Genomic DNA, 23,955 nt, shown 5'->3' on the forward strand with positions numbered 1-23,955 from the left:
GGCCTTCAATCCAGCAAGAGGCCGAAGCCAAACCGGCACTCTAGGCACCTGATGCCCCGAGGCAGTAGCGAGCTGACGCTTCAGTGCCCCGCGTGGTCTCCAATAAACTTGCTCAAAAACTGCCGCGTGCGTTCGTGCTGCGGTGCACTGAGCAGCTGCCTGGCGTCACCCTGTTCGACGATCACGCCGTCGTCGATGAAGATCGCCCTGTCGGCCACGTCGCGGGCAAAGCTCATCTCGTGGGTGACGATGACCATCGTGCGCTTCTCTTCGGCTAGGCCGCGAATGGTGGCGAGCACCTCGCCGACCAATTCCGGATCCAGCGCCGAGGTCGGCTCGTCAAACAGGATCACGTCCGGCTGCATGGCCAGCGCGCGGGCAATCGCCACGCGCTGTTGCTGGCCGCCGGAGAGGCGCCTGGGATACGCATCTTCCTTGCCCTCCAGGCCGACCTTGGCCAGCAGTGCCCGGCCGCGTTCGATGGCCTCGCGGCGTGGCTCCTTCTTCACCTGCACCGGGCCCTCGATGACGTTCTCGAGGGCGGTTCGATGTGGGAACAGGTTGAAGTTCTGGAACACGAAACCGACGTGCTGGCGTAGCTCGCGGATCAGCCCCTGCTGCGCCTTGAGCGGCCGGTCGGCGTCGATGTGGATCTCGCCCACGCTGATCTGTCCACCGCTGGGTTGCTCCAGCAGGTTGAGGCAGCGCAGCAGCGTGGTCTTGCCCGAACCGCTGGGGCCGATGATCGCCAGCACCTCGCCGGGGGCGATGTCCAGGTCGATGCCCTTGAGCACCGCCTGGCCGTTGAAGGATTTTCTCAGATTGCGCACGGTGATCATCAGGCGTCCTGCTCGTGGCGGTTGACCCGATGTTCCAGGCGCCCCTGGAAGTACGCCAGCACGCTGGCCAGCAACCAGTAGATCAGCGCAGCGGCCAGGTACATGGTGAAGATCTCGAAGGTGCGCGCGGTGATCAGCTGCGCCTGGCGAAACAGCTCCGGCACCTGGATGGTGGCAGCCAGGGCGGTGTCCTTGACCAGCGAGATGAAGCTGTTGCCCAGCGGGGGCAGGGCGGTGCGTGCGGCCTGCGGCAGGATCGCCCGGTACAGGGTCTGCGCACGGCCCATGCCGATGCTGGCTGCCGCCTCCCACTGGCCACGGTCGATGGAGGCGATGGCTGCGCGCAGGATCTCGGCGGTGTAGGCCGCCATGTTCAGCGAGAAACCGATCAGCGCTGCCGGCAGCGGGTCGAGCTGGATGCCTAGTTGCGGCAGGCCGTAATAGATCATGAACAGCTGCACCAGCAGCGGCGTGCCGCGGAAGAACGAGACATAGACCCGCGCCAGCCACTGCAACGGCCAGAACGCATACAGCCGCAACAGCGCCAGTCCAAAGCCCAGCAGCAGGCCAAAGAACATCCCACCCAGGCTCAGCACCACGGTCCACCACGCGCCCTTGAGCAGGAAGGGCAGGGAGTCCAGGACCAGCTGCAGGCTGCCCTCGATCATTGCGTGACGTCAGCCCCGAACCACTTCTCCGATAGCTCCTTGAGCGTGCCGTCGGCGCGCAGCTTGGCTATGGCTTCGTTAATGGCGGCTAGGAGCTGTGGGTTGCCCTTGCGCAGGGCAACGCCGGACTCCTGGCGGGAGAAGGCTTCACCGGCCACCGCCAGGCGATCGCCGGTTTTCTCGACCATCTCGAAGGCGGCCAGACGGTCGACCAGGATCACGTCGATGCGGCCGACGGCGAGGTCCTGAAACTTGGTCGGGTCGTCGTCGTAGGTGCGGATATCGGCCTGTGGCACGTTCTCCTTCAGCCACTGTTCGTAGTTGGTACCCAGACCCACACCGACCTTCTTGCCGGCGAGGTCGGCCGGACGCTTGATGCTGTCGGCTTCGGCCTTGCGGGTGAGCGCCTGGATGCCGGAGATCGTGTAGGGCGTGGAGAAGTCGTACTTCTGCTTGCGCTCCTCGGAGATGGTCACCTGGTTGATCACCACGTCCAGGCGCTTGGATTCCAGGGCGGCGAGAATGCCGTCCCACTTGGTCGGCTGGAACTCGGCCTTGACCCCCAGCTCCTTTGCCAGCGCATTGGCGAAGTCCACCTCGAAGCCGGTCAACTCACCGCTCTCGTCCTGGTAGTTGAAGGGCGGGTACGTGCCTTCCAGGCCAACCTTTAGGTTGCCGTTGGACTTGATTTCATCCAATAGATCGGCCGCGAACACGGGCGTGAACAGCGGCGAGCCGAGCAGCATGGTCAGGCTGCCGAGCAGCAGATGGCGACGCAGGATGGCAAACGTCATGGCAGGCCTCCGGGGAATGGGCAGGACACAACTCTAACGGCGGAGATTTATTCGATAAAATAATCAGAAGGCATCAGAGCCGAAGCTCAGGGAATAAGCCTTTTCGCATCCAGTGTCCATGGATAATAGGCAAACAATGCAGGGGCACCACCGGTGTGCAGGAACAGCAGCGGACCCTGGCCGGGGAAGGCGCCCCGGGCAATGCCGTCGAGCAGGCCGTCGAAGGCCTTGCCGGTGTACACCGGATCGAGCAGCACGCCTTCCTGTTCGGCCAGCAGGCGGATGGCGGCCAGGGTGTTGGCATTCGGTTCACCGTAGCGCGGCCCGAAATACTGGTCCCACAGCTCGACCTGCAACCCCGTCGGCACCTCGACGCCGAGCAGATCGGCGGTGCGTTGCAGCAGCCCCTCGACCTTTGGTCGCTGTGTCGCCTCTGGCCGCGATACGGTGACCCCGACCACTCGGCTGCCGGGGCGGGTATGCGCCATCGCCAGCGCCAGGCCGCTGTGCGTCCCGGCGCTGCCGGACGCGAGAACCACGGCCGCAAAGTCCTCGCCGGTGCCGTGCATCTGCTCGGCCAGCTCCAGCCCGGCGCGCACGTAGCCCAAGGCACCGAGCGCATTGGAGCCACCGATGGGCACCACGTAGGGCTTAAGCCCGGCGCTGCGCAGGTGCTCCGCGGCTGCCTGAAGCAACTCATCGGCGTTATCCAGGTTGCCGACCCATTCGGTCTGGCAGCCGAACAGGTCGAGCAACAGGCGGTTACCGTTGCCCAGGTAATTAGCTTCGTCGGTGCCCAGCGGATTCTCCAGCAGGGCCAGGCAGCCAAGGCCCAGCCTGGCTGCGAGCGCCGCGGTCTGCCGCACATGGTTGGACTGGATGGCACCGGCCGTGACCAGCACATCCGCGCCTAGCGCCAGGGCGTCGGCGCCGAGGTATTCGAGCTTGCGCGCCTTGTTGCCACCGAGGGCCAGCGGCGTGAGGTCGTCACGCTTGATCCAGATATCCCGACCCAGGTGACGTGACAGACGCGGCAATTGTTCCAGGGGCGTGGGGCCGGTAATCAGTTCAAGGCGAGGGAAGCGGGCAAGGGCATCGATGAGCATCGGGCAGGCTTCTGAACGGGGACGAATCATCACTGTAGAAGGCAATTCAAACGTACACCACGTCCATACCGGCGAAGCCCTCTACACCAACCCTAGCGAGACCGAGCCGGGCCGGCACGCGCGCAGCTTCCTGGGCTTGCGGCCACGAACTGTTCGTTTCCACCAAGAGAACGCCATGTGCAAGCTCGGTGCTCGCAACATTGCGTCGGCCGTGGCGATGGCGACACGGCGGTTCCGCGAAGCGACCGGCGCCACGTTCATCAAATGGCTCAATGCCGAGCGAGTAGCAAGGGCCCGGCAGCTGCTCGAAACGACGGCAATTTTCATCGAATGCGTCGCTTCGCAGGTGGGATTCGGCACTACGCTGTCGCTACGTCAGCAGTTCGCGGACCAGCTGGGCACGACGCCCACCGAATATCGACGTAATTTCCGTACAGTAGGTAGTTGAGCGACCAGGAAACCGAATGTCGCTGGTGCAAGATAAGTGACGCCTGCCGGGCCAATCACGCTTCGCGTACTGACCGCGGCATATGACAGCCCCATCGGGTAGCGGCCAAACGCGCTTTAGACGATGGTGGGCATGCACAAGATCGACATCGCTTGCTGCACCAGCCTTGAGCTTCGCCAGATGCTCTGGCGCTACCGTATCCAGCAGAGCATGAGCCGCCTCGGTAACTGCTGGACAACGCGATGGAGCGTTTTTTTCAGAAGCCTGAAAACGAAATGGATATCGGAACAGGGCTGCAGCAGCCAAGGTCAGGCTGAGGCTGATGTGCTGTGTTACCTGACGGACTACTACAACCAACGACCGTACAGCTACAACGGATACAGAACGCCAGCCAAAACGGAATCACTGGCCGGATAACCCTAAAGCGCTGTGCGACCTGTTGCATCCATCCGCGAGAGGGCTTACCAACCTTTGTTCGTCGTTAGCTTGCCGGTGGGCTGGCGCGCCAGCTGCTGGCCGATCTCCTAAGGTGAATAGTCGCTCCAGGGTTTGATAGGCACCGGAGAGCCGTCAAAAAGGTTATTCTATGCCGTTTTTGCGCACACATTAGAGACTAGAGGTCAACTGTGCTTCTCGACGCCACGCACCCTATTGCCAAGACCGGAACCAAGTCGCAAAAAGCGGCTCGTTCTGGCACCTTTACTGACAACATGAAGCTCCCAGTGCATCGTTGGTTCCGTTATTCCGCTGGCTTTTCCGCCGAATGGGCTGAGAGCCTAATTGTTGAGCATGGGGGCAAAGGTTGTGCAGTGCTTGACCCCTTTTCCGGATCTGGTACCACGCTTATAGCGGCTGAAAAATGCGGGGCGAAAGCTTACGGGTTTGAAAGTCATCCTTTCGTTCATCGCATTGCTGAAGCCAAGTTGGCCTGGGGCACCGAAGTAGATGCGTTCCTGACAGCCGCGAGGGTCGTCAGGGAACACTACGGCGATTGGGTGGGACTCATTACCGATGTTCAGGCGGCTCCCGCGCTCCTGCAAAGATGCTACTCAACCGAAGCGCTTGCTCAGCTATATGCTCTGCGCAATGGCTTCATGAACGACTCGCACACATTGGGTTCAGGACCGGCGCGCCTCGTATGGCTGGCGATCACAGGTATTCTCCGAGTGTGCAGTGGCGTCGGTACGGCCCAATGGCAATATGTATTGCCCAACAAGTCCAAAGCGAAGGTACTGGATCCACTGACTGCCTTCGATGCGAAGGTCGAGCAAATGGCACAAGACATGCGCACAGCCCAAAACCAGTGTTGGGACGGCTCGGCGCAGGTCTTTGCTCACGACTCACGCAACCCGCACATTCCGATCGAGCCGGGCTCCATCGATCTGGTGGTGACTTCACCCCCATACGCCAACAACTATGATTATGCCGATGCAACCCGGTTAGAAATGATGTTTTGGGGGGAGATTTCCGGTTGGGGTGATCTTCATAGCACGGTTCGTCAACATATTATTCGCTCATGCTCCCAACACGCCACGGCCGATCGTATTGTGATCGATGACTTACTGAAGCACCCTAGTCTTTCGGAAATTCGCAGCGAGATCGATAGTGTTTGCAATGAATTGGCGGAAGTTCGACTGGGTAAAGGTGGTAAGAAGGCCTATCATATGATGGTTGCAGCATATTTTTACGATATGGCTGCTACTTTTGCTTCGCTCCGTAAATCTTGTCGTGCGGGGGCGCGGATGTGCTTTGTCATCGGTGATTCCGCGCCTTACGGAGTATATGTTCCAGTAGACGATTGGCTGGGTCGACTTGCTATCGCTGCTGGGTTTGATTCTTATTCATTTGAAAAGCTTCGCGACCGAAATACAAAATGGAAGAATCGGAAGCACACCGTGCCTTTGCACGAAGGTCATCTATGGATTGAGGGTTAACAGTGGCGAAATCACCGGCGCATCGTTTTGGGCAGATTATTGGCGATCTTCTCGAAGAGATCATTCTCCCCCAGCTTCAATTGTATTGTGATGAGCGTGGTTTGTACCTGGATAAGAAAGGTAAGCGTGCCGCTCGCTCAGGGTCTAAGGTTAGCTGGCAAGACCGTTATGAGAACTTTCACGATCTGGATTTCGTAATTGAGTCAGGCGGCACTGATGATGATTTAGGTCGGCCAGTGGCGTTTATCGAGGCGGCGTGGAGGCGATATACGAAGCACTCACGCGCCAAGGCGCAGGAAATCCAGGGCGCGGTTATGCCCATTGCTGAAAAATATCATTGGGATAAACCGTTTCTAGGTGCGATTCTGGCAGGCGTATTTACAAAAGACTCGCTTGCCCAAATGCGAAGCTGTGGCTTTGAGACTATTCTCATGCCGTACAATTCGATTGTCGAAGCCTTTTCATCTGTCGGGATTGATGCTCTTTTTGATGAGAAAACTCCAGATGAGGAATTTGAGCGTGCAGTTCTTCAAATAGAATCACTCAAGCCTGAGAGCCGGGAAGCGCTAAAGGATCATCTGGTAAAAAATAATGAGAATCAACTTAAAGGATTCTTTGATAGCTTGAAAAAGGCCATCGATAGAATAATTTCTACTGTAATCGTGGTGGCGCTGCATGGCCAAGAAGAAGTTTTCGATAGAGTAGATGCAGCAACGCATTATCTTGAAAATCACGATCAGACTAAGGGCGAAGGCGGGATATTTCGCAAATACGAGATCATAGTAAGGTACTCCAACGGCGATCGCGTTGATGCCTCTTTTGAAGATAAGGCCGCCGCACTCGGTTTTCTTGCGTACATCAATGCTTCGACTCACTAGATGATGGCCGGGATACCTTTCGCTTGTACTATCAAGCGAAAGGTATCACGGGTTTAGTCAAGTCCATAGTCAGTCGCGGCATACGTACCATTGATGCTCGGGCCTTGTCGCACGACGCCACACGCTTTGGGCGGTGTCAGGCCCGATGCCGCGCCTGCCCATATCATCTTATCTCCCGACCAAGACGCAATTTTTACGGTACCAATGTAAACAACGGCGCGCCGCGCATGAAGCGGATCGATGCATTGGTAACTTGCGTGCGACACAACTGCTTCCAGCAGTCGTGATGGTTCGAGACGAGCAGGGGAGCCGTACCCGGCACGGTACCGCCCATCCGAACGATGACGTACTGCCCGATGCCCAGGCCCGAAAAGAACCTACCCAATACCGCCCGCAGATCATCCAGAGCGCCCGCGCCGCACAACTCATACACGGCACGTCAGATCAGCTCCAGCTCCACCGCAAGTCTCCGGGAGCAATCACCCAAGGCAAAAGCCAAGACGAAGTCAATCAGCCTTGCCAATGCGACAACAATCCGAAAGGCACCCAGGCGTAACAGCGCAAACGACGCAAACGACGCAAACTGTGCGACGAGCCAACACCGAGCGCCAAGAAGAAGATTAGAGCGGGCCGCCCAGGCGGACGGCCCACCGGCTCAGGCTTGCGCCGATTCCGCCCCGAATGCCCGTCGGTACAGCACGACCATCTCGTCGAGCAGTTCCTGGGCCGCATAGCCCAGCAGGCGCGCACGCAGATCGAGGGTCTGCACGCCCTCATCCTCGGTCAGCTGAAGCAAAAGCCCCCGGATCATCTCGACACGCATCTCCGCCTCGGCCAAAGGACCGGAAGAGGAAACGGCAGTCGAACAACGCAAGGGGGCAGTGGAAGGGAAGGTAAGGAGATTGGAAGGCAGCTCAGTCATGGCCCACCTCGCAGCGCGAAGTGCGAAGGCAATAGCCATATACAGACGAAACGACAGGGCGGGGCGCGGGCGTAAAAAGGAGGTAATGCATTCTGCTTGTGCTCCTCGGACTGGTTAAGGAGCCACGACCACCCGTTGTCACCCGGAGTGGAGGTGGACCGCACGGGGGTGACAAACCGGCGTCCGAGGGAACCGGCCAGGCCGAAGCCTGCCCCGCACGGCCCACCATAGAATGCGGCGGCCAGGCACAGTTAAGTGCTGACCACACGGCTATGGCGCTGCCGCGCCCTCGAACGGTTTCGGGTTGTCACACCCGGTCGTGGGACTTACCACGACCGGGACAGTCTAGCGCGGGGGATTGGGGAGGGCAAACAGGTTGGGGCTTAGCTAGGAGTAGCAGGCGTGAGAACTGCGAAGGGCTGCTACCGGCCAATAGCGGACGCTAACGTTTGGTTAAGGGGCCGGCTTTAGCCGGTCCCGAGTGAGCGAAGCGAACGACTTGAACCACTTTTTAGGCATTTCTCAGACTTCCTTTTCGCTTGAGTTTCACAAGCTCTTCAGCAGGCTTAGCCTGGAAGGGAGGTGGGCCTCCAAAGACGCAATGACGCGGCTTGTGATGCTTTTTGCATATGCCATTATCTCGTGTGCAACCTTCTTGACCATAAGCAAACCCTCCCTATTGATAGTTGATAGCTGAGCAATTATTTCTGAAATCAGGAAGCCTAACAAAAAACCTGTCGGTCCTAAAATTACATAAATAAAGCCTGCCATCATCAGTCTCAGGAGGCCACCTCTGAGAGACGCACAATCTGGATGTGCGTTTCGGCTTGTACGATATTGCCTAACGATTAAGCTAAGGGGCGGCGGCACGCCGTCCCAGCGAACGAAGTGAGCGACTTGAGCGCATAGTTAGAAGCCATATACGCAAGTTCCCAGTAAATCGCCAAATGCATTTGTTAAAGTTCCAATGGCTGTAACAACTATGCCCAATATAACGTTGTTGCCAATTTTTCGTTCTTCAAGATTTGTGGTTATTAGCGTGCCGTCAGTGTGGAGATCAGCAAAGCGGCCAGCACCGGACTGTGACTTATAGATGCCATTTGAGAATAGTGGGGACATTGTGAACAGCAGACCGACCACTATTACTACCGCCCCGAATCTATTGATCCATGACCAGTCTTTATGGATAACTGAAATGAAAATTCCTGCACAAATGGCAACCAGAGAAATAACAACCAAGAAAGCTCTAGACGCGAGCGGCTTTACTAAAGGGTCAAGTAGGTGGTTGTCGGGATTTCGGTTTTTGGCGAACACAGATCAATCCTTTGAATTCTAACGACGGAGGTCAGCGGCAGGTCGACAGCGCAGCAGGCGGACTGTCCGCTGGACCGGATTGTTATGCATCTGGGTATCCAAGGCCACCAAGAAACGAAGGGATTGCCCCGAGATCATTAATCCTCTCCACCTCACCCATCGTTAGATTGCGTGCAACGTTCGGGAACAACTGAAGCAGCATTTCCTTTTGTGCCTCAAAGGCTTCCGAGGAATATCGATAACCGCCATAGAGATGATTTAGCAAGCCGACGACCCATCGAATATAAATAGTCGGAATCCTAAGGTCATGGATGTCTTCCCATCCATCTACATATCCGGCCTCGCCGTATTTCCCCTTCAGTTCACGGTCACATTCGCCACGGCAACACCAGTAAAAATGCTTCACGTGACGCTCACGCTGACCGGCTTCGTTATCTCGAAATTTCTCCCAAGATACAACGATTCCTTTCCTTCCTTCTGTGATGTCGTCTCCACAGTTGACGCAGCGCAGGCCATCGGCATCGGAAAAGATCTGTGCCTTGGTTGGGTATTCCTTAGTCCAGAGGGCGTATGAATTTTGGAAATAACGTTCAGCAATTTTTCTGCCGTGTTTTGTAGAGAGCAGTATTTGCTCTATACGTGCTGAATCGAAAAACTGGTGATCAATCGAAAATATTGACTGCACCTTCTGAATTAGACCAGAGGATGGCAGGGTCGAATAGAAGCCAATAAAGCCTTGGCAACCATTGCTTTCTACCGAATCTTTAACTTCGGCCTCATCCGTTTTTAGCACAGCCGCACCAGAGTGAGCTTTGTGTTTACAACTTACGAGCCACTTTACATTCGTTGTCCCAGCGATCCCGGTTCGAGTCTCTTCAATAATGAGATCACATCCACCATCGGCGCCACGGCCTGGGCCTCGCACAATTTTGTAACCCATTGCCTCGAAGAAGTCTCGTGCCAAGAGTTCGAAAGTATCTTGCTGCCCGCCACCCTTGTGTGCTTCCGGGATTTCTTTAAAGTCAAGCAAAGCCATGGTGGTTCCTAAGATGCATAACGATTAACCTAACAGGCGAGCAAAAGCGTAGCTTTTGCGAGTCCAGTTCGCGAAGCGAACGGTGTTGAGCACATTGTTATACGCCCAAACCACGAATCAATGCCTCTGCTTCTTCGGCAGTTATGACCTTGTATGGCTGATTGTAGTGTGAGTACAAGAATGGCGTGCCGCCTTCTTTGCAGGTGATTTTGGCCTGAATTAAGAACCTAGTTCCTACCGGATAGCCTTTACGCATTTTTGAAGAGCATTCGACATTCATAGATGTGTCGAGCTTCTGACCGGGCAGCGGACGAGCCCGAACTCCATCACTAGACGTTGTGCCTCGACCTGAGTAGGTTTCGATAGCTACGGTTCGATAATTGCTCACTGACATACCTCCATGTGCAGAGTTTTATTGCCTTGGCGTATAATGTTTGGTTGAGGGGCGGGCTTTAGCCCGTCCCGGTGAGCGAAGCGAACGGTTTGAACCACTTGCTAGACGGTTTTTAGCAGTTCAGCGATTCTCTGTGCTTGCACGCTGGCAGCGAGCAGGATCGTAGCTGCCGCAATGGTTGCCTTCATTGGCCCCTCCTTGAACGCGGTCGTTGGCAAAGACCACCTTTCAAGAGCCGACAGTAGTAAATGGCCGTCATCTTGTCCAAGGCCGCATGTTCACGGCGAGAAGATCACCTGGCGCAATGACAGGCCACGGCCAGGAGCAGCCGCTCGTATGTGTTCTACGAACTTGGGGCGACTCACAATGCCCTAGTACCTTTGGCAAATATCCGACGCGTGATGAGCGCAAAAATATTGCGCCCTTGATCCTTCAAATGGAGCGGCTATAAGCCGCTCTATACGACCACTCTGGCTTGCAATCCGTGAAGCAATTACTGGATATTTTGCTTACGCCAGTTATCCACCGCAATTGACAGACGCTTGTCTTTGACGGGCTTTTGCCATTCATCCCAAAAATTTACCGTGCCGCTATTTGGCTTGTTTTTTGGCTCATCGATTCTGATTCTGCTTGGTAGCAAGCTGGCATCACCTACAACAAGGGCCTCGCCTGTATCGAGGGTCGGCAGGATGTCGCTAAACCCGCCGAGGCTATCGGGCAACAGTCGCTTGATAACACCCTGATCCTCGGCGTTGGTCAGCCTCATGGACACGAAGTTGCTGCATTGACTAAGCATTGTCTTATTCACTTCGGACGGACGCTGGCTTATCACCACAAGGCTGACACCGTATTTGCGGCCTTCCTTGGCGGTGCGCTCGAAAATATCCAGTGAGATATCGTCAGCGGATTCCGCCATGTTTCGTTGGGGCATGTAGAGATGCGCTTCGTCACACAGAAGTGCAATTGGATGGCGTAACTCGGATGGCGTCCACTGTTGGACGGAGAACGTAACCCGGGCGACCAGAGAAACGATTAGAGGGAGAACGTCCGATGGCACTTCGGAAAAATTGATGATCTTGATACCGGCTTTGCCATTTTCTCCAGAGCTGCCAAGCACGGCAGTGGTGAACTTTTCAAGCCAGGAGAAATCCAGAACGTCTCCGCCGCCATTGAACATAAAGCCAAGGCGTCGATCAGAAATTTTGTTCTCAAGGCGGGAGATCATGCGGGAAAGCTTTCCGTTGAAATCGCCTTGCTTTTCACCACGAGCGCTGGGAACCATCTCGACATTGATGTCATTCAACCTGCCCATGAGAAAATCGAGGCTGAAGGGGACTGGGCTGTCGACGGTGAAGTGCTTCAGTACGTCTGTCTGGCCGCCATCTTCTAAGTACTTTTGTTTTGCTTGGTTGATCTCACGCGCCATGATCATGGCCTGGTTGGGCGCATTCTGGTCGCTCCGATCAACGAACATGGACACGAGTGCTTCGTACGAAAGCAGCCAGTAAGGCAGGTAAAGCACGCCGTCATCAATGGTGTGTTTAGCCTCAACATCTGCAGGACCGGCCACCTTGAAGTGCTGAATGCCTGGGCCTACCAGCGGTGAGTATTCACCATGAAGATCAAAAACAATGGCGTTCGCCGTAGAGAGCCCTGACATCTGCTCAATGATCTTGGCTGTGGTCCAGGATTTTCCTGATCCGGTGCTGCCGCCGATAAAGGCATGGCGCTGGAAAAACTTGTTACCGTTGAGGTAGGCAACGGCATGTTCGTCCAAGGTGTATTTGCCCAGCGTCAGGGCGTTCCCATCGGCTGAGACGCTGGAGAGCGTACGCATAAAGTTGGTGAGGTTTTCGCCCTCCAGCGAAAAGCAATTTGCGTCGATTTCCGGAACGCTTTCTAGGGTGCGGCGGAAGACATTTTCTCTGCCGCCGTCACGATCCAGCATCGTGCCAATCAGGGCGATTTTGCACAGATTCAGTTCTGACGCCTGATCGCTGATGCCATCACCTGCGATGTCCTCGATGCCGCGTTTACGGGTCACCTGGGTGATGAGGCCGATGAGGTGCTGTCCGGGTCTGCTGCTTTGGAGGACTGCCAGATGGTTGACTTGCAACCGTTTGAGTTGGCCGACATTTTCTACGTCCACGATAACGTTTGTCGTGTCGACGGAGGCAACCTTCCCAAGCGCGTCTTCATCCTTAAAGTTAAAAATCGGCATCTCTTCTTCCTACATGATGAGTGACAGGTAACCCTCAAGACTCCAGATGTTTTTTTCAACGGTCACCGGGGTCTTAGCTAAAGAGGAGTAGACGATGGAATGGTCGTCTGTTGCTCCCCGTTCTATTGCCAGGAAATTCTGCGTCTTGCCGTCAAGGATGAGCTTCCTGGCAGCGTCTGAGAGCGTATAGGTAATGATCGTGATTGGGGTGTTCCGGCGCTGGCATTTAGACATGATATTCGGCTGAATATGCTCGTCGTTGAAGCCGTAGCCGATACACAGGAATGAGTTGGCAGCGGTAATGGCCAAATCGGCATTGTGGATAATTGAGCGGTATGGCTCTAAATGCGTCGTTTGATATTTCTGAGTGCCCGGAGTCACGATTTCCGGCTTGTAATTAGCAGGTATCCCTTGAATATTTGAAAGGGCTACGATGTCTTCAAGAGGCGATTTAAACCAGTCCAGAGAGCCGTGAACCTTCCAGATATTCACCCTGCGCGCAGACGTAATTTCACTCGGTTCCGCCCGCTGCCGAAAAAAACCGTGTGTGAAGCCCGTGTAATGATGGGCTCCCTCTTGATCGCAGGCATATTCTGCCAGCCTGTCATAATTCGTAGTGACGATATTAATTTTGCTGAGGCTGCTGTCGAACATATGGCGAAGCAGTCGACTCAGTGGAAACATCGATTGATTCTGAAGGCTCTGGTGGAATACTTGAATGTCTTCAGAGCTGATGAGCGACCAGGTTGCTTTGATAATTCTGGAAGTCAGCTCCTCGGTCGCTGCCACTTGGTACAGCGCCGACTCCAGGTCAACGCCGTCTTTTAAAACCTGGCAGAATTTCTCCCACGCCTCGATTTCGGCATCGGATAAACCTGAAGTGTCGGTATTTGCCACCAAGTGGGTCGCAAGCGCCCACATTCCAGACATGCCATGAGCAGCCGATGCACCGCTGCCCAAGATGATGAGAGGAGCCTTGCCGTAATAGTCCTGCGCTTGTTTTTCAAAATTCAGGTCTGACAAAATTCTATCCCTGCCGTTGTGCCGATCCTAAAGACTACGCTTGGTAGCCTATCAGGCTTCAAGGCTCTATACCTCTACGGTCACCCCCCCGGCAAAGCCGACCAACCCGACCGCATCTTCATGGTCGGTGGGTCTGCCTTTGTGGGGCTCGGTTTATGAATATGTTGAGCGGGTGTGGGTAGGGAAGTCCCTCGTCGGTTGATCTGCCACTTCTAACTCAGCACTTCCTCTTCCTCGACCGCTTCCAAAACTTCTTCCACCTCGATCTGATGACGCGTCCATTCCGCGGCGATTGCCGGATTGTCCCGGATCTGCTGCTCAATGCGCAGCGTTTCGCGGAACTCGTGGGCGAGGGCGCTCATGGTCCAGTGAGTCTCGACGCCGAGCGTTTCGAGTTCCTGGCGTATCTCTGCCAGCTCCAGCCGGAAGAACTCCTTGCGCGGGTTGACCTTGTTGATTTGCTGACGCAGGAAATGCCGGTGCAGCTGCTTCTCCAGTCCAGGTGCGTCATCACTGAAGATCATGGCGTGTACGTCGAACTCGAAGGGCACGCTCGCATCGCCCAGCTCGCGGATGCGATCGAGCGGTTCGAGCCGGCGCGTCATGCCGATCTTGAACACCTCTTCGCCGAAGGAGCCGATGTTGGAAATGACGTAGACGTGCCCAGCCCGCGTCTGCTGTGCCATGGAGAGGGCGCGCTGGTTCTTTTCCTCGGCGGCCTTGAGCTGCTCCTGTAACGCCGCCAGGCGCGCCTCGAATTGAGCCCGCTGAGCTTCGTTGGCCGCGGCAACCTGCTGCTGAGCCTTCTCCATCGCCTTGCGCAGGGTGCTCTCTTCCTTGGCTGCTTCCTTGATCGCGCGCTCGTACTCGCGCCGGGCCTTCTCTTCCTCGCGCATCTGCTCGCGCAGCTGACGCTGCTCCTCGCGCTCGCGTTCCTTCAGCGCACGTGCAGTCACCGCCCACTTCAGCTCCTCCAGCCGGGCCTTGAGGTATTCCTCGGTGATACGGGCATTACGGAACGGGGAGCCGTTGAGGTTAACCAGGGCAAAAGCATCACGGATCTCCTGTTCCAGCTTGCCGTGGTTGTCCGTCTTGGTTCGGGAGAGTATGGAGAGTATGGAGTCCACCTTGCCGTTGAATGCATCGGTGACGAAGCGAATGGCGATCTCGCGGCGGTTGGCTTCGACGTAGTCGCAGGTGGCCGAACGGCCGTGCCTGACCATCAGGCGGGAGGATTCCCTCGCCTGCTTCAGCTCCTTCCCGGCCTCGGTGAAACCGAATTCCTCGGCCAGGTCATCGAGCAGGTTGTAGGTCGGCACGATATAGGCGTCGCCGTACCCCTCGATGATGTTCTTCATCGCCTGAGCGGCTTCGGTCAGCTCCTTGGCCTTGCCCATCGCGGCGAAGGCATCGCCGGCGATCTCCTGCGCCCGTTCGTTGGCCATGGCCACGATCCGGTCGGCTTCCGCCACCGCGGACTGGAGTTTCTCCTCGGCCTTTTCGAGCCGATTGCGGGCACCTTGCACTAGGTCATCCCGTTGCGCCTCGGCTTCGATTCGAAGGCGCTTGGCTTCGGCTTCGACGTCCTGGATGGGCTTGAAGCGCTGCAGCTCCTGGAGCTGCGTCTGTAGATCTCCGCGCAGCCGCACTACCTCTCGCTCGAGATCCTCAATCTCGTTCTGGCGTGCCTTGAGGTTGAGCGTCAGCTCGGCAATGCGGCCCTTGGCCCTGGTGTGCTTGACCAGCAGTACGAACGCCGCGACTACGGCAATGACCAGCAAGAGTTCCATCTCGGCGTCCTTTCCCTTGATTGAGGGCAATGGTACACCGACGATGATGGCGTTAGGCTACTGCTCGCATGGGTAATTGACTAGGCTCAAGCGGCGGACTTACGCGACGGGGAGAGGTCGCTTTCGGCCAGAAGCGGACGACGGCGAACTCCTTGAGTTATATATGAGAGCGCGAACTTTATCTTCCTGGCATTCCTGTCCGATCTGTTTGCTCAAGCCTACGGTAGCGGGCTGGGGCTATCACCGTCTAGTGCAGTTCAGTTTGCATACAGGAATGCCAATCATATTATTCCATTATGCGGCGTGAGTGTTGTATAGGTCATAAATCATTATATAAGAGGCAGGCATGTCAGGCGCGACGGATAGCGAAAGAATAATTAAGAATCAATTTGAAGTGCTTAAGAGAATTGATACCTATATTGGTGCAACAAACACCAAATGCACAATTATCATGTCGTATTGCGCGGCAGCTACTGCATTCATTTTGGCGATTCTGGATAAGCTGGACTTGGCTGGCGCGAGTATGCAGTTGATGGTCGCAGTAGGGTTGTTCTCGGTCCTTGCGCTGGCTTTCTCGCTCTGGTGTATGGTATTGGCTGCGCTCATTATATTTCCCATTACATTCGGCAAGCCAAACACGCTCAGCGGAGAGTCGCTTATTTTCTACGGTGATATTGCTTCTTGCAAAACATCGGAAGAATACTCAAATAAAGTTCTAAAGAAAACTAATGATGATTTTCTAGAGGATCTTAACGGGCAGATTTACACGCTCGCAACAATTGCTTCCGGAAAATTTTCTCGCATTCAGTTTGCAACCATAATTTTAATGATTCATTTCGGGTGTGTGACTGCTGTGTTGATTGGTGCGGCTATCTTTCATTTGTGCTAAATGTACTCAGAAGGAGAATGGAAGCTATGTCTTCGTTGAAGGACGTGTATAAGTCATTCGATAATGTATTTGATAGGACCATCAAAAAAAGTATAGATGGTTCGAGCCTTGGGCTGGAATCGCTAAGTGAGAGTGTCCTTCGACGCGCGGTGGACAGCGGAGAGATGCTCGCAAGTTCAAATATTGCAGAGGCAGAGTTTGGCATCCAGGAAGCTATCCGTGGATTGTTTGGTAAAAGAAGGATAAATGCACATAGCATTGGAGGGCATCCGGATTTCCAGCATCTGAGTGATCCGGGAATGACCGAGTACGGTTTCAATGTCTCGCTATTCATGGATATTAAGGGGTCAACGAAATTAGGGCTGATTTATAGTCCGGAAGAAGTTTTTTTCATCAAGAACACAATCATACGATGCGCGATTGAAACCATCCGAGCCTTCGACGGCCACGTTCACAGAATCATGGGGGATGCTGTTCTGGCTTTCTTTCGGGCCGATGGTGAAACCGCTCGCGACGCCGCTATTGACGCAATCAACTGTGGTTGCTACCTCGTAGAGTTTATGCGGCAACTCGTAGCTCCGAAGCTACGGGACAGTAACGTCGCTGACGATGTCGGGATTCGAGTCGGTGTGGACTATGGCAAGCATAATGACGTCCTTTGGGGGATGTACGGCTTTCAGGGTTCCTCAGAAGTCACAGCAACATCATTTTTCGTTGATGTCGCAGCGAAGTTACAGCAGAGTGCTCCTCGCAATCGAGTCATGATCGGAGAGTCTATTCGGTCGCTTTTAGATCTGCATGAAGAGCTTGTTGAACTTAAACGTGTAAATAACGGAGCGGCCGTCGAACAGTATGTTATGCCAAATTACACTGGCGCCGATGGAAGGCCTGTAAACTATAGGAAGTATGTTCTTAAGCAGGAAAGGTACTTCGCATTGCTGCCCAAGCCCGAATGGCAGAATGCTCCAATAAAAATAAGTGCTTTGCTCAAGGCAAAGGAAAATTTCGTCTACTCGAATCCCGAAACCTATCATGCATGCTCTCGAGTGCTGCCGAAAGGGATTGGAATAGATTTTAAGGCTAGGTTTTATCTCCCGTACACCAGTGGAAAGGTTCAGGTTCGCTTTAGGGTGAAGAATCATGGGCAAGAAGCGGGGGGAGATCTCACATATGAAGTATATGTCGATGCTCAATATAATCGTGAGCGTGGAGAGTATTGGGCTAGTTATTGGAGGGGCACGGCTTATACTGGCCTTCATTACATGGCTATATCCGTCTTGGTCGACGGGCGAATTGAGCACAAGGAACAAGAGTTTGGTGTTTTTATTGGTGATCCCTCCTGATCAGTTGCGGCTCTATTATGATGGAATTGAATAAAAACGGAAAAGGGCCGGGCGGGAAAAGCAATGCAACAGGCTGAATCAAGGATGGTCGCGTCAACAGTGCGGTTTGCGCCTTGGGTCGGCGACGCCTATGCGTCCGGTTTCCAGGGTGTGCGCACACTGCTTGTTGGCGAGTCGCACTACGGTGCCAAGCGGTACGAGCGCCCAACAGTGACATCGGAGTTGATCAAGGCTTTGGCATTTGGTGAGCGCCATCCTCAATCAACCCGAAAGCTAAAGCGTCACCCTCACTACGCCAAAATTATGTGTGCGGTCATGGGCGTCAGTTCCAGTCGCGGTTCCTCTACGGCTCGACGGCGGCACTTCTGGAACCAGGTGGCCTACTATAATTTCATTCAGACCTTCCTTGAGAAACCGCGCCTGGCCCCATCGGCCCAGGCGTGGGCGCGGGGCGACCGCCCCTTCACTGAGGTGATGCGCTGCCTTGATCCGCAGATCGTTGTTTGCTTCAGCAAACGCAATGGGAAGAGGGTGCGGGCCTTAGCAGGTGATGTGCCGGTGGTGGTAATTAACCATCCTTCCTCTGGGTTTAGCTACGCGGAAAACAACCCTTTAATTGCGGCGTGCTATCAGGCTGTTCGGGGGGGAGGCACCCCCTGCACGTCATTTCAGGCGTGCGATACGTTTGAGCGGTGGCAAACCTTGTCCCGTCTTGCCTTGCCGGCACGTGGGAGATTTATTCCCGAAGCAGAGAAGCCTGAAGTCCTGGAGCAATGGCGACGGCTCATGGAGTCGCTAGATATCGAAGCTATCAATGCGAACGCGCCTTCTGGTTAGTCAGAGCGTATCGGACGGCCACCGATCTACCCGACGTGTACGTGCCAGTTTGGCAGCGTTAGATACGGAACACTGCTTTTCCTACGGCGAAACATAAGGCTGTTGCGCTCATATTGATTTTGCTAGTTTCAGAACTCCTACCGTAGGTGCTTTGGAGGTCGGCTTTTGAAATCCCGTAAGATTGTTCAGCTGCAGATGAACTCTGGCACACATGCTGCCTTGGTGGCGCTATGCGAAGACGGGTCAGTCTGGCAACGCAGCCTGGACGCTACGGAGCAGCCTTGGCTGATGCTGCCTGCTATCCCCGCGAACGCGCCGGCGACGCCTAAGGCAACGAGTCCATCGACGGGCCCTAAACCTGCCAATACTGGGCAGAGGTGGGAAGCTGAACATGATGAATACTTGAAAGTCCTCTGGCATCAGGAAAAGAAGCTGTGCTCAGAGATAGGAGAGCTGATGCAGCGAACCGAAGGCGCGATCGCCGCACGTCTAGCGCATCTGGAAATCTTTGCCGACCGTGAAGCAGCACGTGTAGCTGACCAGGCGCGGAGAGATGCCAGATCAGCACAGGGTAGAGGCAACTGGGACAAGCAGAACCTATAGCCTAGGCCCCAAGGCGAGCCAAGACACCAGTCGAAGAGCCTTGTTCTGCCCAGTCCGCCTTAGCAGGGGTGGTTATGGATCTACGATGCAGCTCGGATCGCTAGCCAGCCCTGCGCGAAGCACCAGCTATTTCACAAGGACGTCGCTTTGAAACTGCAAGCTGTAAAAAAAGAAAAACTCGAACGTGCTCTGCAGGTGTTCGACCAAGAGCTTCGCCACACTCGCCAATGGCAAGGGTGGACCGAGCACCAAGCACACCGATACGCAATCAGCGCTAATGGCCAGCTGTACCCGGCCAAGAAGATCGTCTCGCTCGCGACAGGTACCCCAGTAGGGCTTTTCTCAGGTGGCCAGCCGACCAACGGGTTCCTGAAACGCCACGGCTTCACGATTGTGGATTTGCCTCGCTCCTCTGAACCCGAGCTCCGCTTTGTAGTGGGCCAGGTATACGACCGCCAGACGGAAATACATGATTGGTTCGGTGGTAGCCGGCAAAGCGGTATTTCAGCCTCGGCAAAGGTGCCTGCGATCTTCATTTTCACCGGTGAATCCGGTGAACAATACGGATATGCCGATAAGCATGGTCTAGACGGTGTGCTCAGTTACACCGGTGAGGGACAGTCAAACGACATGACGCTCACGAAAGGCAACCGCGCCATTCTCGAGCATGCCAAGACAGGTCGGGCTATCCATGTCTTTGAGGCCTTGGGCAAGGGTCAGGGGCAACGCTACATCGGCGAGTATGCGTGCGCGAGTCATGAGTGGCGCGAAGGGCAGGACAAGCACGGAAACGTTCGGAAGGTAGTGGTGTTCAACCTCGTGCCTGTAGGACTTGAGCTCGAGCGACCGGAACTCGTCGAGGACGACGATGAGAGCGATCCTAGTCTCTCGCTAGCGCAGTTGCGAGAGCGTGCCCTAGCGGCCGCGGTAAGCTCTGGTCCAGGCAGTAAAAGCGAGGCCTTAAGGACGAACTACCGGCGCAGCAAACGTATCTCAGATTACGTTCTAAAAAGAGCCGATGGTAAGTGCGAGAGCTGTAAAAAACCGGCCCCATTCATTAAGAGAAACGGCTCGCCTTACCTTGAACCACACCACGTAAACCGTCTCTCCGATGGCGGACTGGATCACCCACGTTTTATCGGGGCGGTGTGTCCAGACTGTCATAGGGAAATACATCATGGTATTCAGGGGCACGTCAAAAACGACCGGCTAAAGGCTTACGTGGCTGAGCTCGAGCAACAGCTGACGACACCTTGAGAGGGCGTGGGGTTGGAACGGCTGGTGGCTGCGATCGAAGTCCAGAATGTTGATGGCATCGCTCGCCTTGGGTGCGTGCCGTGACCCTTCGGGGCAGCCACTGTGTTTCGCATTGTTCACCCATCCGGCCGTTCTTAACAGGCACGAACTCGGCCGCATGAGAGTTCTAGATAGTAGTTTCAGCAAGGCTGATTAGTTTTTTATTCGGCTTAAGGATAAGCAAAGTGAATAATCGAAGCGTGATGACCGATGTGGAATTCTGTAGTGCGCTGGTGCCAGACGCCGGCGAGCACTACGGCCGCGCCTTGGATGTTATGTCCGCCTATCCGGACTATGCGAGCGCGCAGTTTCGAATAGTGATTGAGCATCTGGTCATCATGCTGATCAAGCGTTTTCGTCTAGATGTAGAGGGGGCTAGCCTCTACGAAATGATAAACGAGCTTTTCTCGCGTCGCGTTATTGACTATGACTTACGGTCGGAGCTGCATGCTATTCGCATCGCAGGGAATGCAGTGGTTCACTCAGGGATGCGCCATTCAAATGGTGCCGAGGGCACAACCATCCGAGAGACTCCTGGCACAACTGCAGCTGGGGACAGGCAAAGCGCAGTTGAGGCGAGGAAAACTTTAATACAGGTGTTTCAGCGCGTTTTTGGTTTGCTCAATAGGGGCATCGACGTCCCAGTCATACACACTGTCGAAGTGGGTGACTTCACCAGCCAGCAGATTCTCTGGAAAGCGGTTACCACAATGGACTTCGAAGCCAAAATGGCTGCGGGCCTGATTCTTGAAGCCCAGTCGATGGGCCCTATAAATACTAATGCCATAGTCATAGGTTATGGCGAGGACGCGCATCGAAAAACTACGCTGCGAATGGCTGCTGAGTTGTATTGGGCAGCCTGTGAGCTAAGTGCAAAGTTGGACAGGTTTGCACTCGGGGAAATCGAGTCGAAAGGCGGGAAAGAGAAATGCCTGTTTAAGCTCGCGAATACCGAGGCCTTGTATCGCTATGCGATGCTAACCGTTGATGCGAACGAGGGTGAAGAGAGTCACCGACTGGGTGTAAAGGCGCTTGAGGTTGCGGCGAAGCGAAACTATCCCCCGGCCTGTGTGCAGTATGCTGACCTGTTGCGCCAGGAGGGGAAATACCAAGAGGCATTGCGCATGCTCGAGACGGCATTGGCGAACGGGGAACTCAGTGCGCACGCCGGTCTTGCGTTTCTTTACCTAGAACAAGACTCATCGCTCTATTCGCCAGAGAGCGCAGAAAAATGCCTCCAGGACGCTATCGATAGAGGCTGCAACCACAGTGAGTATTTGCTTGGTCGATGGCTCTACGAAGGAGAGAGGTTAGTAGCAGACAAAGAGAGAGGTCTCCAGCTTCTAGAGCGGGCGGCCGAAGCCGGGCATGCGCAGGCAAACTTCTATACCCAACATATCGTGGGTGACAAGTTGGCGAAAAGGATGCAGCTGGAGTTTCTCAACTTGCTTTCTGCTCTTGGTCCCGCAGCCGACGCGCCAACACAGAATCGAAACGAGAGCTGCCTGTGCGGCTCGGGGAAGAAGTACAAGAAGTGCTGCTATCTGAAACGTAAAATCGCCACCACTCCCTCGCGTCAGCGATGAGCGCCCGCTAGGGTCGAGACGGCCCCGGCCGGCTTGATGCGAAGCACGCCAGCGCGACCCGACCCAGTCGGGTGACGCCTAATCTTTGCCCTTTTGCTCTTTCCGTTGCTCTAACCCACACCCGTCGGAACCCCCCCAACCACACCCCACCGCGACCTCACGCACCTACCTACACCGGGCATTTGCCGCTACAGTGCCAGCAGCCCCGTAGTCTGTTGCAAGGATCGCCGTCCGGATGGCTTCACCGTCTCAACCCAAAAGCCTGATATTCGATCTGGAAGTCACCCCCGGCAAAGCCAACCAACCCGACCGCATCTTCATGGTCGGTGGGTCTGCTTTTGTAGGGCTCGTTTCATGATTATGTTAAGCGGGTGAGGGTAGGGCAGTCCCTAGTTGTTTGTTCTGCCACTTCTAACTCAGCACTTCCTCTTCCTCGACCGCTTCCAAAACTTCTTCCGCCTCGATCTGATGACGCGTCCATTCCGCCGCGATTGCCGGGTTGTCCCGGATCTGCTGCTCGATGCGTAGCGTTTCGCGGAACTCGTGGGCGAGGGCGCTCATGGTCCAGTGCGTCTCGACGCCGAGCGTCTCGAGTTCCTGGCGAATCTCTGCCAGCTCAAGCCGGAAAAACTCCTTGCGCGGATTGACCTTGTTGATCTGCTGGCGCAGGAAATGCCGGTGCAGCTGCTTCTCCAGTCCGGGGGCATCGTCGCTGAAGATCATGGCGTGCACATCGAACTCGAAGGGCACGCTCGCATCGCCCAGCTCGCGGATGCGGTCGAGCGGCTCGAGCCGGCGCGTCATGCCGATCTTGAAGACCTCTTCACCGAACGAGCCGATGTTTGAAATGACGTAGACGTGGCCGGCCCGGGTCTGCTGCGCCATGGAGAGGGCGCGCTGGTTCTTTTCCTCGGCGGCCTTTAGTTGCTCCTGCAGCGCCGCCAGGCGCGCCTCGAACTCCGCCCGCTGGGCTTCATTGGCCGCAGCGACCTGCTGCTGCGCTTTCTCCATCGCCTTGCGCAAGGTGCTCTCTTCCTTGGCCGCATCCTTGATGGCACGCTCGTACTCGCGGCGAGCCTTCTCTTCCTCGCGCATCTGCTCGCGCAGCTGGCGCTGCTCCTCGCGCTCGCGTTCCTTCAAGGCGCGCGCGGTCACCGCCCACTTCAGCTCTTCAAGTCGGGCCTTGAGGTATTCCTCCGTGATACGGGCATTACGGAACGGGGAGCCGTTGAGATTCACAAGGGCAAAGGCGTCGCGGATCTCCTGCTCCAGCTTGCCGTGGTTGTCGGTCTTGGTTCGCGAGAGGATGGAGTCGACCTTGCCGTTGAAGGCATCGGTGACGAAGCGAATGGCGATCTCGCGGCGATTGGCCTCGACGTAGTCGCAGGTGGCCGAACGGCCCAGCTTGACCATCAGGCGGGAGGATTCCCGCGCCTGCTTGAGTTCCTTCCCGGCCTGGGTGAAACCGAACTCCTCGGCCAGATCATCGAGCAGGTTGTAGGTCGGCACGATATAGGCGTCGCCATACCCCTCGATGAGATTCTTCATCGCTTGAGCGGCTTCGGTCAGCTCCTTGGCCTTGCCCATCGCGGCATAGGCATCGCCTGCGATCTCCTGCGCCCGTTCGTTGGCCATGGCCACGATCCGGTCGGCTTCCGCTATCGCGGACTGGAGTTTTTCCTCGGCCTTTTCGAGCCGATTGCGGGCACCCTGCACCAGGTCGTCCCGCTGCGCCTCCGCTTCGACGCGAAGGCGCTTGGCTTCAACTTCGACATCCTGGATGGGCTTGAATCGCTGCAGCGCCTGGAGCTGCACCTGTAGATCACCGCGCAGGCGCACCACCTCTCGCTCGAGATCCGCGATCTCGTTCTGTCGAGCCTTGAGGCTGAGCGTCAGCTCGGAAATGCGGCCCTTGGCCTTGGTGTGCTTGACCAGCAGTACGAATGCCGCGACTACGGCAATGACCAGTAAGAGTTCCATCTAGCCGTCCTTTCCCTTGATTGAGGGCAATGGTACACCGGCCGTGATGGCGTT

20 protein-coding genes, 1 other RNA gene and 2 pseudogenes are annotated in these 23,955 nt (G+C 55.7%); 10 read left to right on the forward strand and 13 right to left on the reverse strand.

The genetic code is table 11. The features are described from left to right. Positions 1-80 precede the first annotated feature (80 nt). The 4 genes from tcyN to U8L64_RS09620 form a co-directional block, all read right to left on the reverse strand. Positions 81-839, reverse strand: a complete 759-nt coding sequence (tcyN, locus tag U8L64_RS09605; RefSeq protein WP_333396561.1) for an L-cystine ABC transporter ATP-binding protein TcyN — start codon at positions 837-839, stop codon at positions 81-83. Continuing rightward, the gene (gene tcyL / locus U8L64_RS09610) at positions 839-1,507 is read right to left on the reverse strand and encodes a cystine ABC transporter permease (RefSeq protein WP_014596854.1); all 669 of its coding nucleotides are present in this window, start codon (positions 1,505-1,507) and stop codon (positions 839-841) included. Before tcyL ends, tcyN begins: the two co-directional genes overlap by 1 nt. Beyond that, entirely contained in the window at positions 1,504-2,301 is a 798-nt protein-coding gene (gene tcyJ, locus U8L64_RS09615) for a cystine ABC transporter substrate-binding protein (RefSeq protein WP_333396574.1), read from the reverse strand. Before tcyJ ends, tcyL begins: the two co-directional genes overlap by 4 nt. 86 nt (positions 2,302-2,387) lie before the next feature. After that, positions 2,388-3,407, reverse strand: coding sequence for a D-cysteine desulfhydrase (locus U8L64_RS09620; protein WP_333396577.1), 1,020 nt, complete (start codon positions 3,405-3,407; stop codon positions 2,388-2,390). Between U8L64_RS09620 and U8L64_RS09625 the strand changes: the two are divergent. From U8L64_RS09625 to U8L64_RS09645, 5 genes and pseudogenes are all read left to right on the forward strand, one after another. Next, positions 3,400-3,618 (forward strand): annotated as a pseudogene (locus U8L64_RS09625) (hypothetical protein); the annotation flags it as partial. The gene U8L64_RS09620 and the pseudogene U8L64_RS09625 overlap by 8 nt on opposite strands. Positions 3,619-3,630: 12 nt before the next feature. Beyond that, a pseudogene (locus U8L64_RS09630) lies at positions 3,631-3,855 on the forward strand (helix-turn-helix domain-containing protein); the annotation flags it as partial. A gap of 132 nt (positions 3,856-3,987) precedes the next feature. Continuing rightward, positions 3,988-4,272, forward strand: a complete 285-nt coding sequence (locus U8L64_RS09635; protein WP_333396580.1) for a hypothetical protein — start codon at positions 3,988-3,990, stop codon at positions 4,270-4,272. Positions 4,273-4,481: 209 nt separating this feature from the next. After that, positions 4,482-5,789 carry a DNA methyltransferase gene (locus U8L64_RS09640; RefSeq protein WP_333396582.1) on the forward strand — a complete coding sequence of 436 codons (1,308 nt, stop codon included), beginning with the start codon at positions 4,482-4,484 and terminating at the stop codon, positions 5,787-5,789. A 2-nt stretch (positions 5,790-5,791) separates the two neighbouring features. Then, positions 5,792-6,667: a DNA methylase gene (locus tag U8L64_RS09645; RefSeq protein WP_333396585.1), complete on the forward strand. Its 876-nt coding sequence runs from the start codon at positions 5,792-5,794 to the stop codon at positions 6,665-6,667. Between the two features lie 655 nt (positions 6,668-7,322). Here the strand turns inward: U8L64_RS09645 and U8L64_RS09650 are convergent. The 8 genes from U8L64_RS09650 to U8L64_RS09685 form a co-directional block, all read right to left on the reverse strand. Beyond that, on the reverse strand, positions 7,323-7,589 hold the full coding sequence (locus tag U8L64_RS09650; protein ID WP_333396587.1) for a hypothetical protein: 267 nt from the start codon (positions 7,587-7,589) through the stop codon (positions 7,323-7,325). A gap of 758 nt (positions 7,590-8,347) precedes the next feature. Then, positions 8,348-8,417, reverse strand: an RNA gene (locus tag U8L64_RS09655) — hammerhead ribozyme type II. 81 nt (positions 8,418-8,498) lie between these two features. Further along, positions 8,499-8,903 (reverse strand): hypothetical protein, encoded by a 405-nt coding sequence (locus U8L64_RS09660; RefSeq protein WP_333396590.1) that lies wholly within the window; start codon positions 8,901-8,903, stop codon positions 8,499-8,501. An 82-nt stretch (positions 8,904-8,985) separates the two neighbouring features. Continuing rightward, on the reverse strand, positions 8,986-9,939 hold the full coding sequence (locus tag U8L64_RS09665) for a restriction endonuclease (protein WP_333396593.1): 954 nt from the start codon (positions 9,937-9,939) through the stop codon (positions 8,986-8,988). A gap of 97 nt (positions 9,940-10,036) precedes the next feature. Beyond that, a complete protein-coding gene (locus U8L64_RS09670) occupies positions 10,037-10,327 on the reverse strand; it encodes a hypothetical protein (RefSeq protein WP_333396596.1) in 291 nt (96 codons plus the stop codon). Between the two features lie 499 nt (positions 10,328-10,826). Further along, positions 10,827-12,554, reverse strand: a complete 1,728-nt coding sequence (locus U8L64_RS09675; RefSeq protein WP_333396599.1) for an ATP-binding protein — start codon at positions 12,552-12,554, stop codon at positions 10,827-10,829. A gap of 9 nt (positions 12,555-12,563) precedes the next feature. Then, a complete protein-coding gene (locus U8L64_RS09680) occupies positions 12,564-13,577 on the reverse strand; it encodes an SIR2 family protein (protein ID WP_333396602.1) in 1,014 nt (337 codons plus the stop codon). A gap of 212 nt (positions 13,578-13,789) precedes the next feature. Then, the gene (locus tag U8L64_RS09685; protein ID WP_333396604.1) at positions 13,790-15,367 is read right to left on the reverse strand and encodes a DUF4041 domain-containing protein; all 1,578 of its coding nucleotides are present in this window, start codon (positions 15,365-15,367) and stop codon (positions 13,790-13,792) included. Between the two features lie 346 nt (positions 15,368-15,713). On the opposite strand from U8L64_RS09685, the gene U8L64_RS09690 reads away from it, so the two are divergent. The 5 genes from U8L64_RS09690 to U8L64_RS09710 all read left to right on the forward strand — a co-directional run bounded on the left by U8L64_RS09690 (position 15,714) and on the right by U8L64_RS09710 (position 21,921). Next, a complete protein-coding gene (locus tag U8L64_RS09690; protein ID WP_333396607.1) occupies positions 15,714-16,256 on the forward strand; it encodes a Pycsar system effector family protein in 543 nt (180 codons plus the stop codon). 26 nt (positions 16,257-16,282) lie between these two features. Further along, positions 16,283-17,599, forward strand: a complete 1,317-nt coding sequence (locus U8L64_RS09695) for a nucleotide-binding domain-containing protein (RefSeq protein ID WP_333396610.1) — start codon at positions 16,283-16,285, stop codon at positions 17,597-17,599. A 63-nt stretch (positions 17,600-17,662) separates the two neighbouring features. Beyond that, on the forward strand, positions 17,663-18,436 hold the full coding sequence (locus U8L64_RS09700) for a hypothetical protein (protein ID WP_333396613.1): 774 nt from the start codon (positions 17,663-17,665) through the stop codon (positions 18,434-18,436). Positions 18,437-19,186: 750 nt separating this feature from the next. Next, a complete protein-coding gene (locus U8L64_RS09705) occupies positions 19,187-20,296 on the forward strand; it encodes an HNH endonuclease (RefSeq protein WP_333396616.1) in 1,110 nt (369 codons plus the stop codon). Between the two features lie 224 nt (positions 20,297-20,520). Beyond that, positions 20,521-21,921, forward strand: a complete 1,401-nt coding sequence (locus U8L64_RS09710; RefSeq protein WP_333396619.1) for an SEC-C metal-binding domain-containing protein — start codon at positions 20,521-20,523, stop codon at positions 21,919-21,921. Between the two features lie 411 nt (positions 21,922-22,332). Here U8L64_RS09710 and U8L64_RS09715 read toward each other — a convergent pair whose 3' ends face one another. Beyond that, on the reverse strand, positions 22,333-23,901 hold the full coding sequence (locus U8L64_RS09715) for a DUF4041 domain-containing protein (RefSeq protein ID WP_333396622.1): 1,569 nt from the start codon (positions 23,899-23,901) through the stop codon (positions 22,333-22,335). Positions 23,902-23,955: the final 54 nt, after the last annotated feature.

Origin of the sequence: Pseudomonas sp. FIP_A4 (genome assembly GCF_036701605.1) — a bacterium.
Classification (GTDB): Bacteria; Pseudomonadota; Gammaproteobacteria; order Pseudomonadales; family Pseudomonadaceae; genus Stutzerimonas; species Stutzerimonas phenolilytica.

Excerpts from the sequence above, each read along its gene's own strand:
- tcyN (WP_333396561.1), bottom strand. The coding sequence starts at position 839 with ATGATCACCGTGCGCAATCTGAGAAAATCCTTCAACGGCCAGGCGGTG.
- tcyL (WP_014596854.1), bottom strand. The coding sequence starts at position 1,507 with ATGATCGAGGGCAGCCTGCAGCTGGTCCTGGACTCCCTGCCCTTCCTG.
- tcyJ (WP_333396574.1), bottom strand. The coding sequence starts at position 2,301 with ATGACGTTTGCCATCCTGCGTCGCCATCTGCTGCTCGGCAGCCTGACC.
- U8L64_RS09620 (WP_333396577.1), bottom strand. The coding sequence starts at position 3,407 with ATGCTCATCGATGCCCTTGCCCGCTTCCCTCGCCTTGAACTGATTACC.
- U8L64_RS09635 (WP_333396580.1), top strand. The coding sequence starts at position 3,988 with ATGCACAAGATCGACATCGCTTGCTGCACCAGCCTTGAGCTTCGCCAG.
- U8L64_RS09650 (WP_333396587.1), bottom strand. The coding sequence starts at position 7,589 with ATGACTGAGCTGCCTTCCAATCTCCTTACCTTCCCTTCCACTGCCCCC.
- U8L64_RS09665 (WP_333396593.1), bottom strand. The coding sequence starts at position 9,939 with ATGGCTTTGCTTGACTTTAAAGAAATCCCGGAAGCACACAAGGGTGGC.
- U8L64_RS09675 (WP_333396599.1), bottom strand. The coding sequence starts at position 12,554 with ATGCCGATTTTTAACTTTAAGGATGAAGACGCGCTTGGGAAGGTTGCC.
- U8L64_RS09685 (WP_333396604.1), bottom strand. The coding sequence starts at position 15,367 with ATGGAACTCTTGCTGGTCATTGCCGTAGTCGCGGCGTTCGTACTGCTG.
- U8L64_RS09690 (WP_333396607.1), top strand. The coding sequence starts at position 15,714 with ATGTCAGGCGCGACGGATAGCGAAAGAATAATTAAGAATCAATTTGAA.
- U8L64_RS09695 (WP_333396610.1), top strand. The coding sequence starts at position 16,283 with ATGTCTTCGTTGAAGGACGTGTATAAGTCATTCGATAATGTATTTGAT.
- U8L64_RS09700 (WP_333396613.1), top strand. The coding sequence starts at position 17,663 with ATGCAACAGGCTGAATCAAGGATGGTCGCGTCAACAGTGCGGTTTGCG.
- U8L64_RS09715 (WP_333396622.1), bottom strand. The coding sequence starts at position 23,901 with ATGGAACTCTTACTGGTCATTGCCGTAGTCGCGGCATTCGTACTGCTG.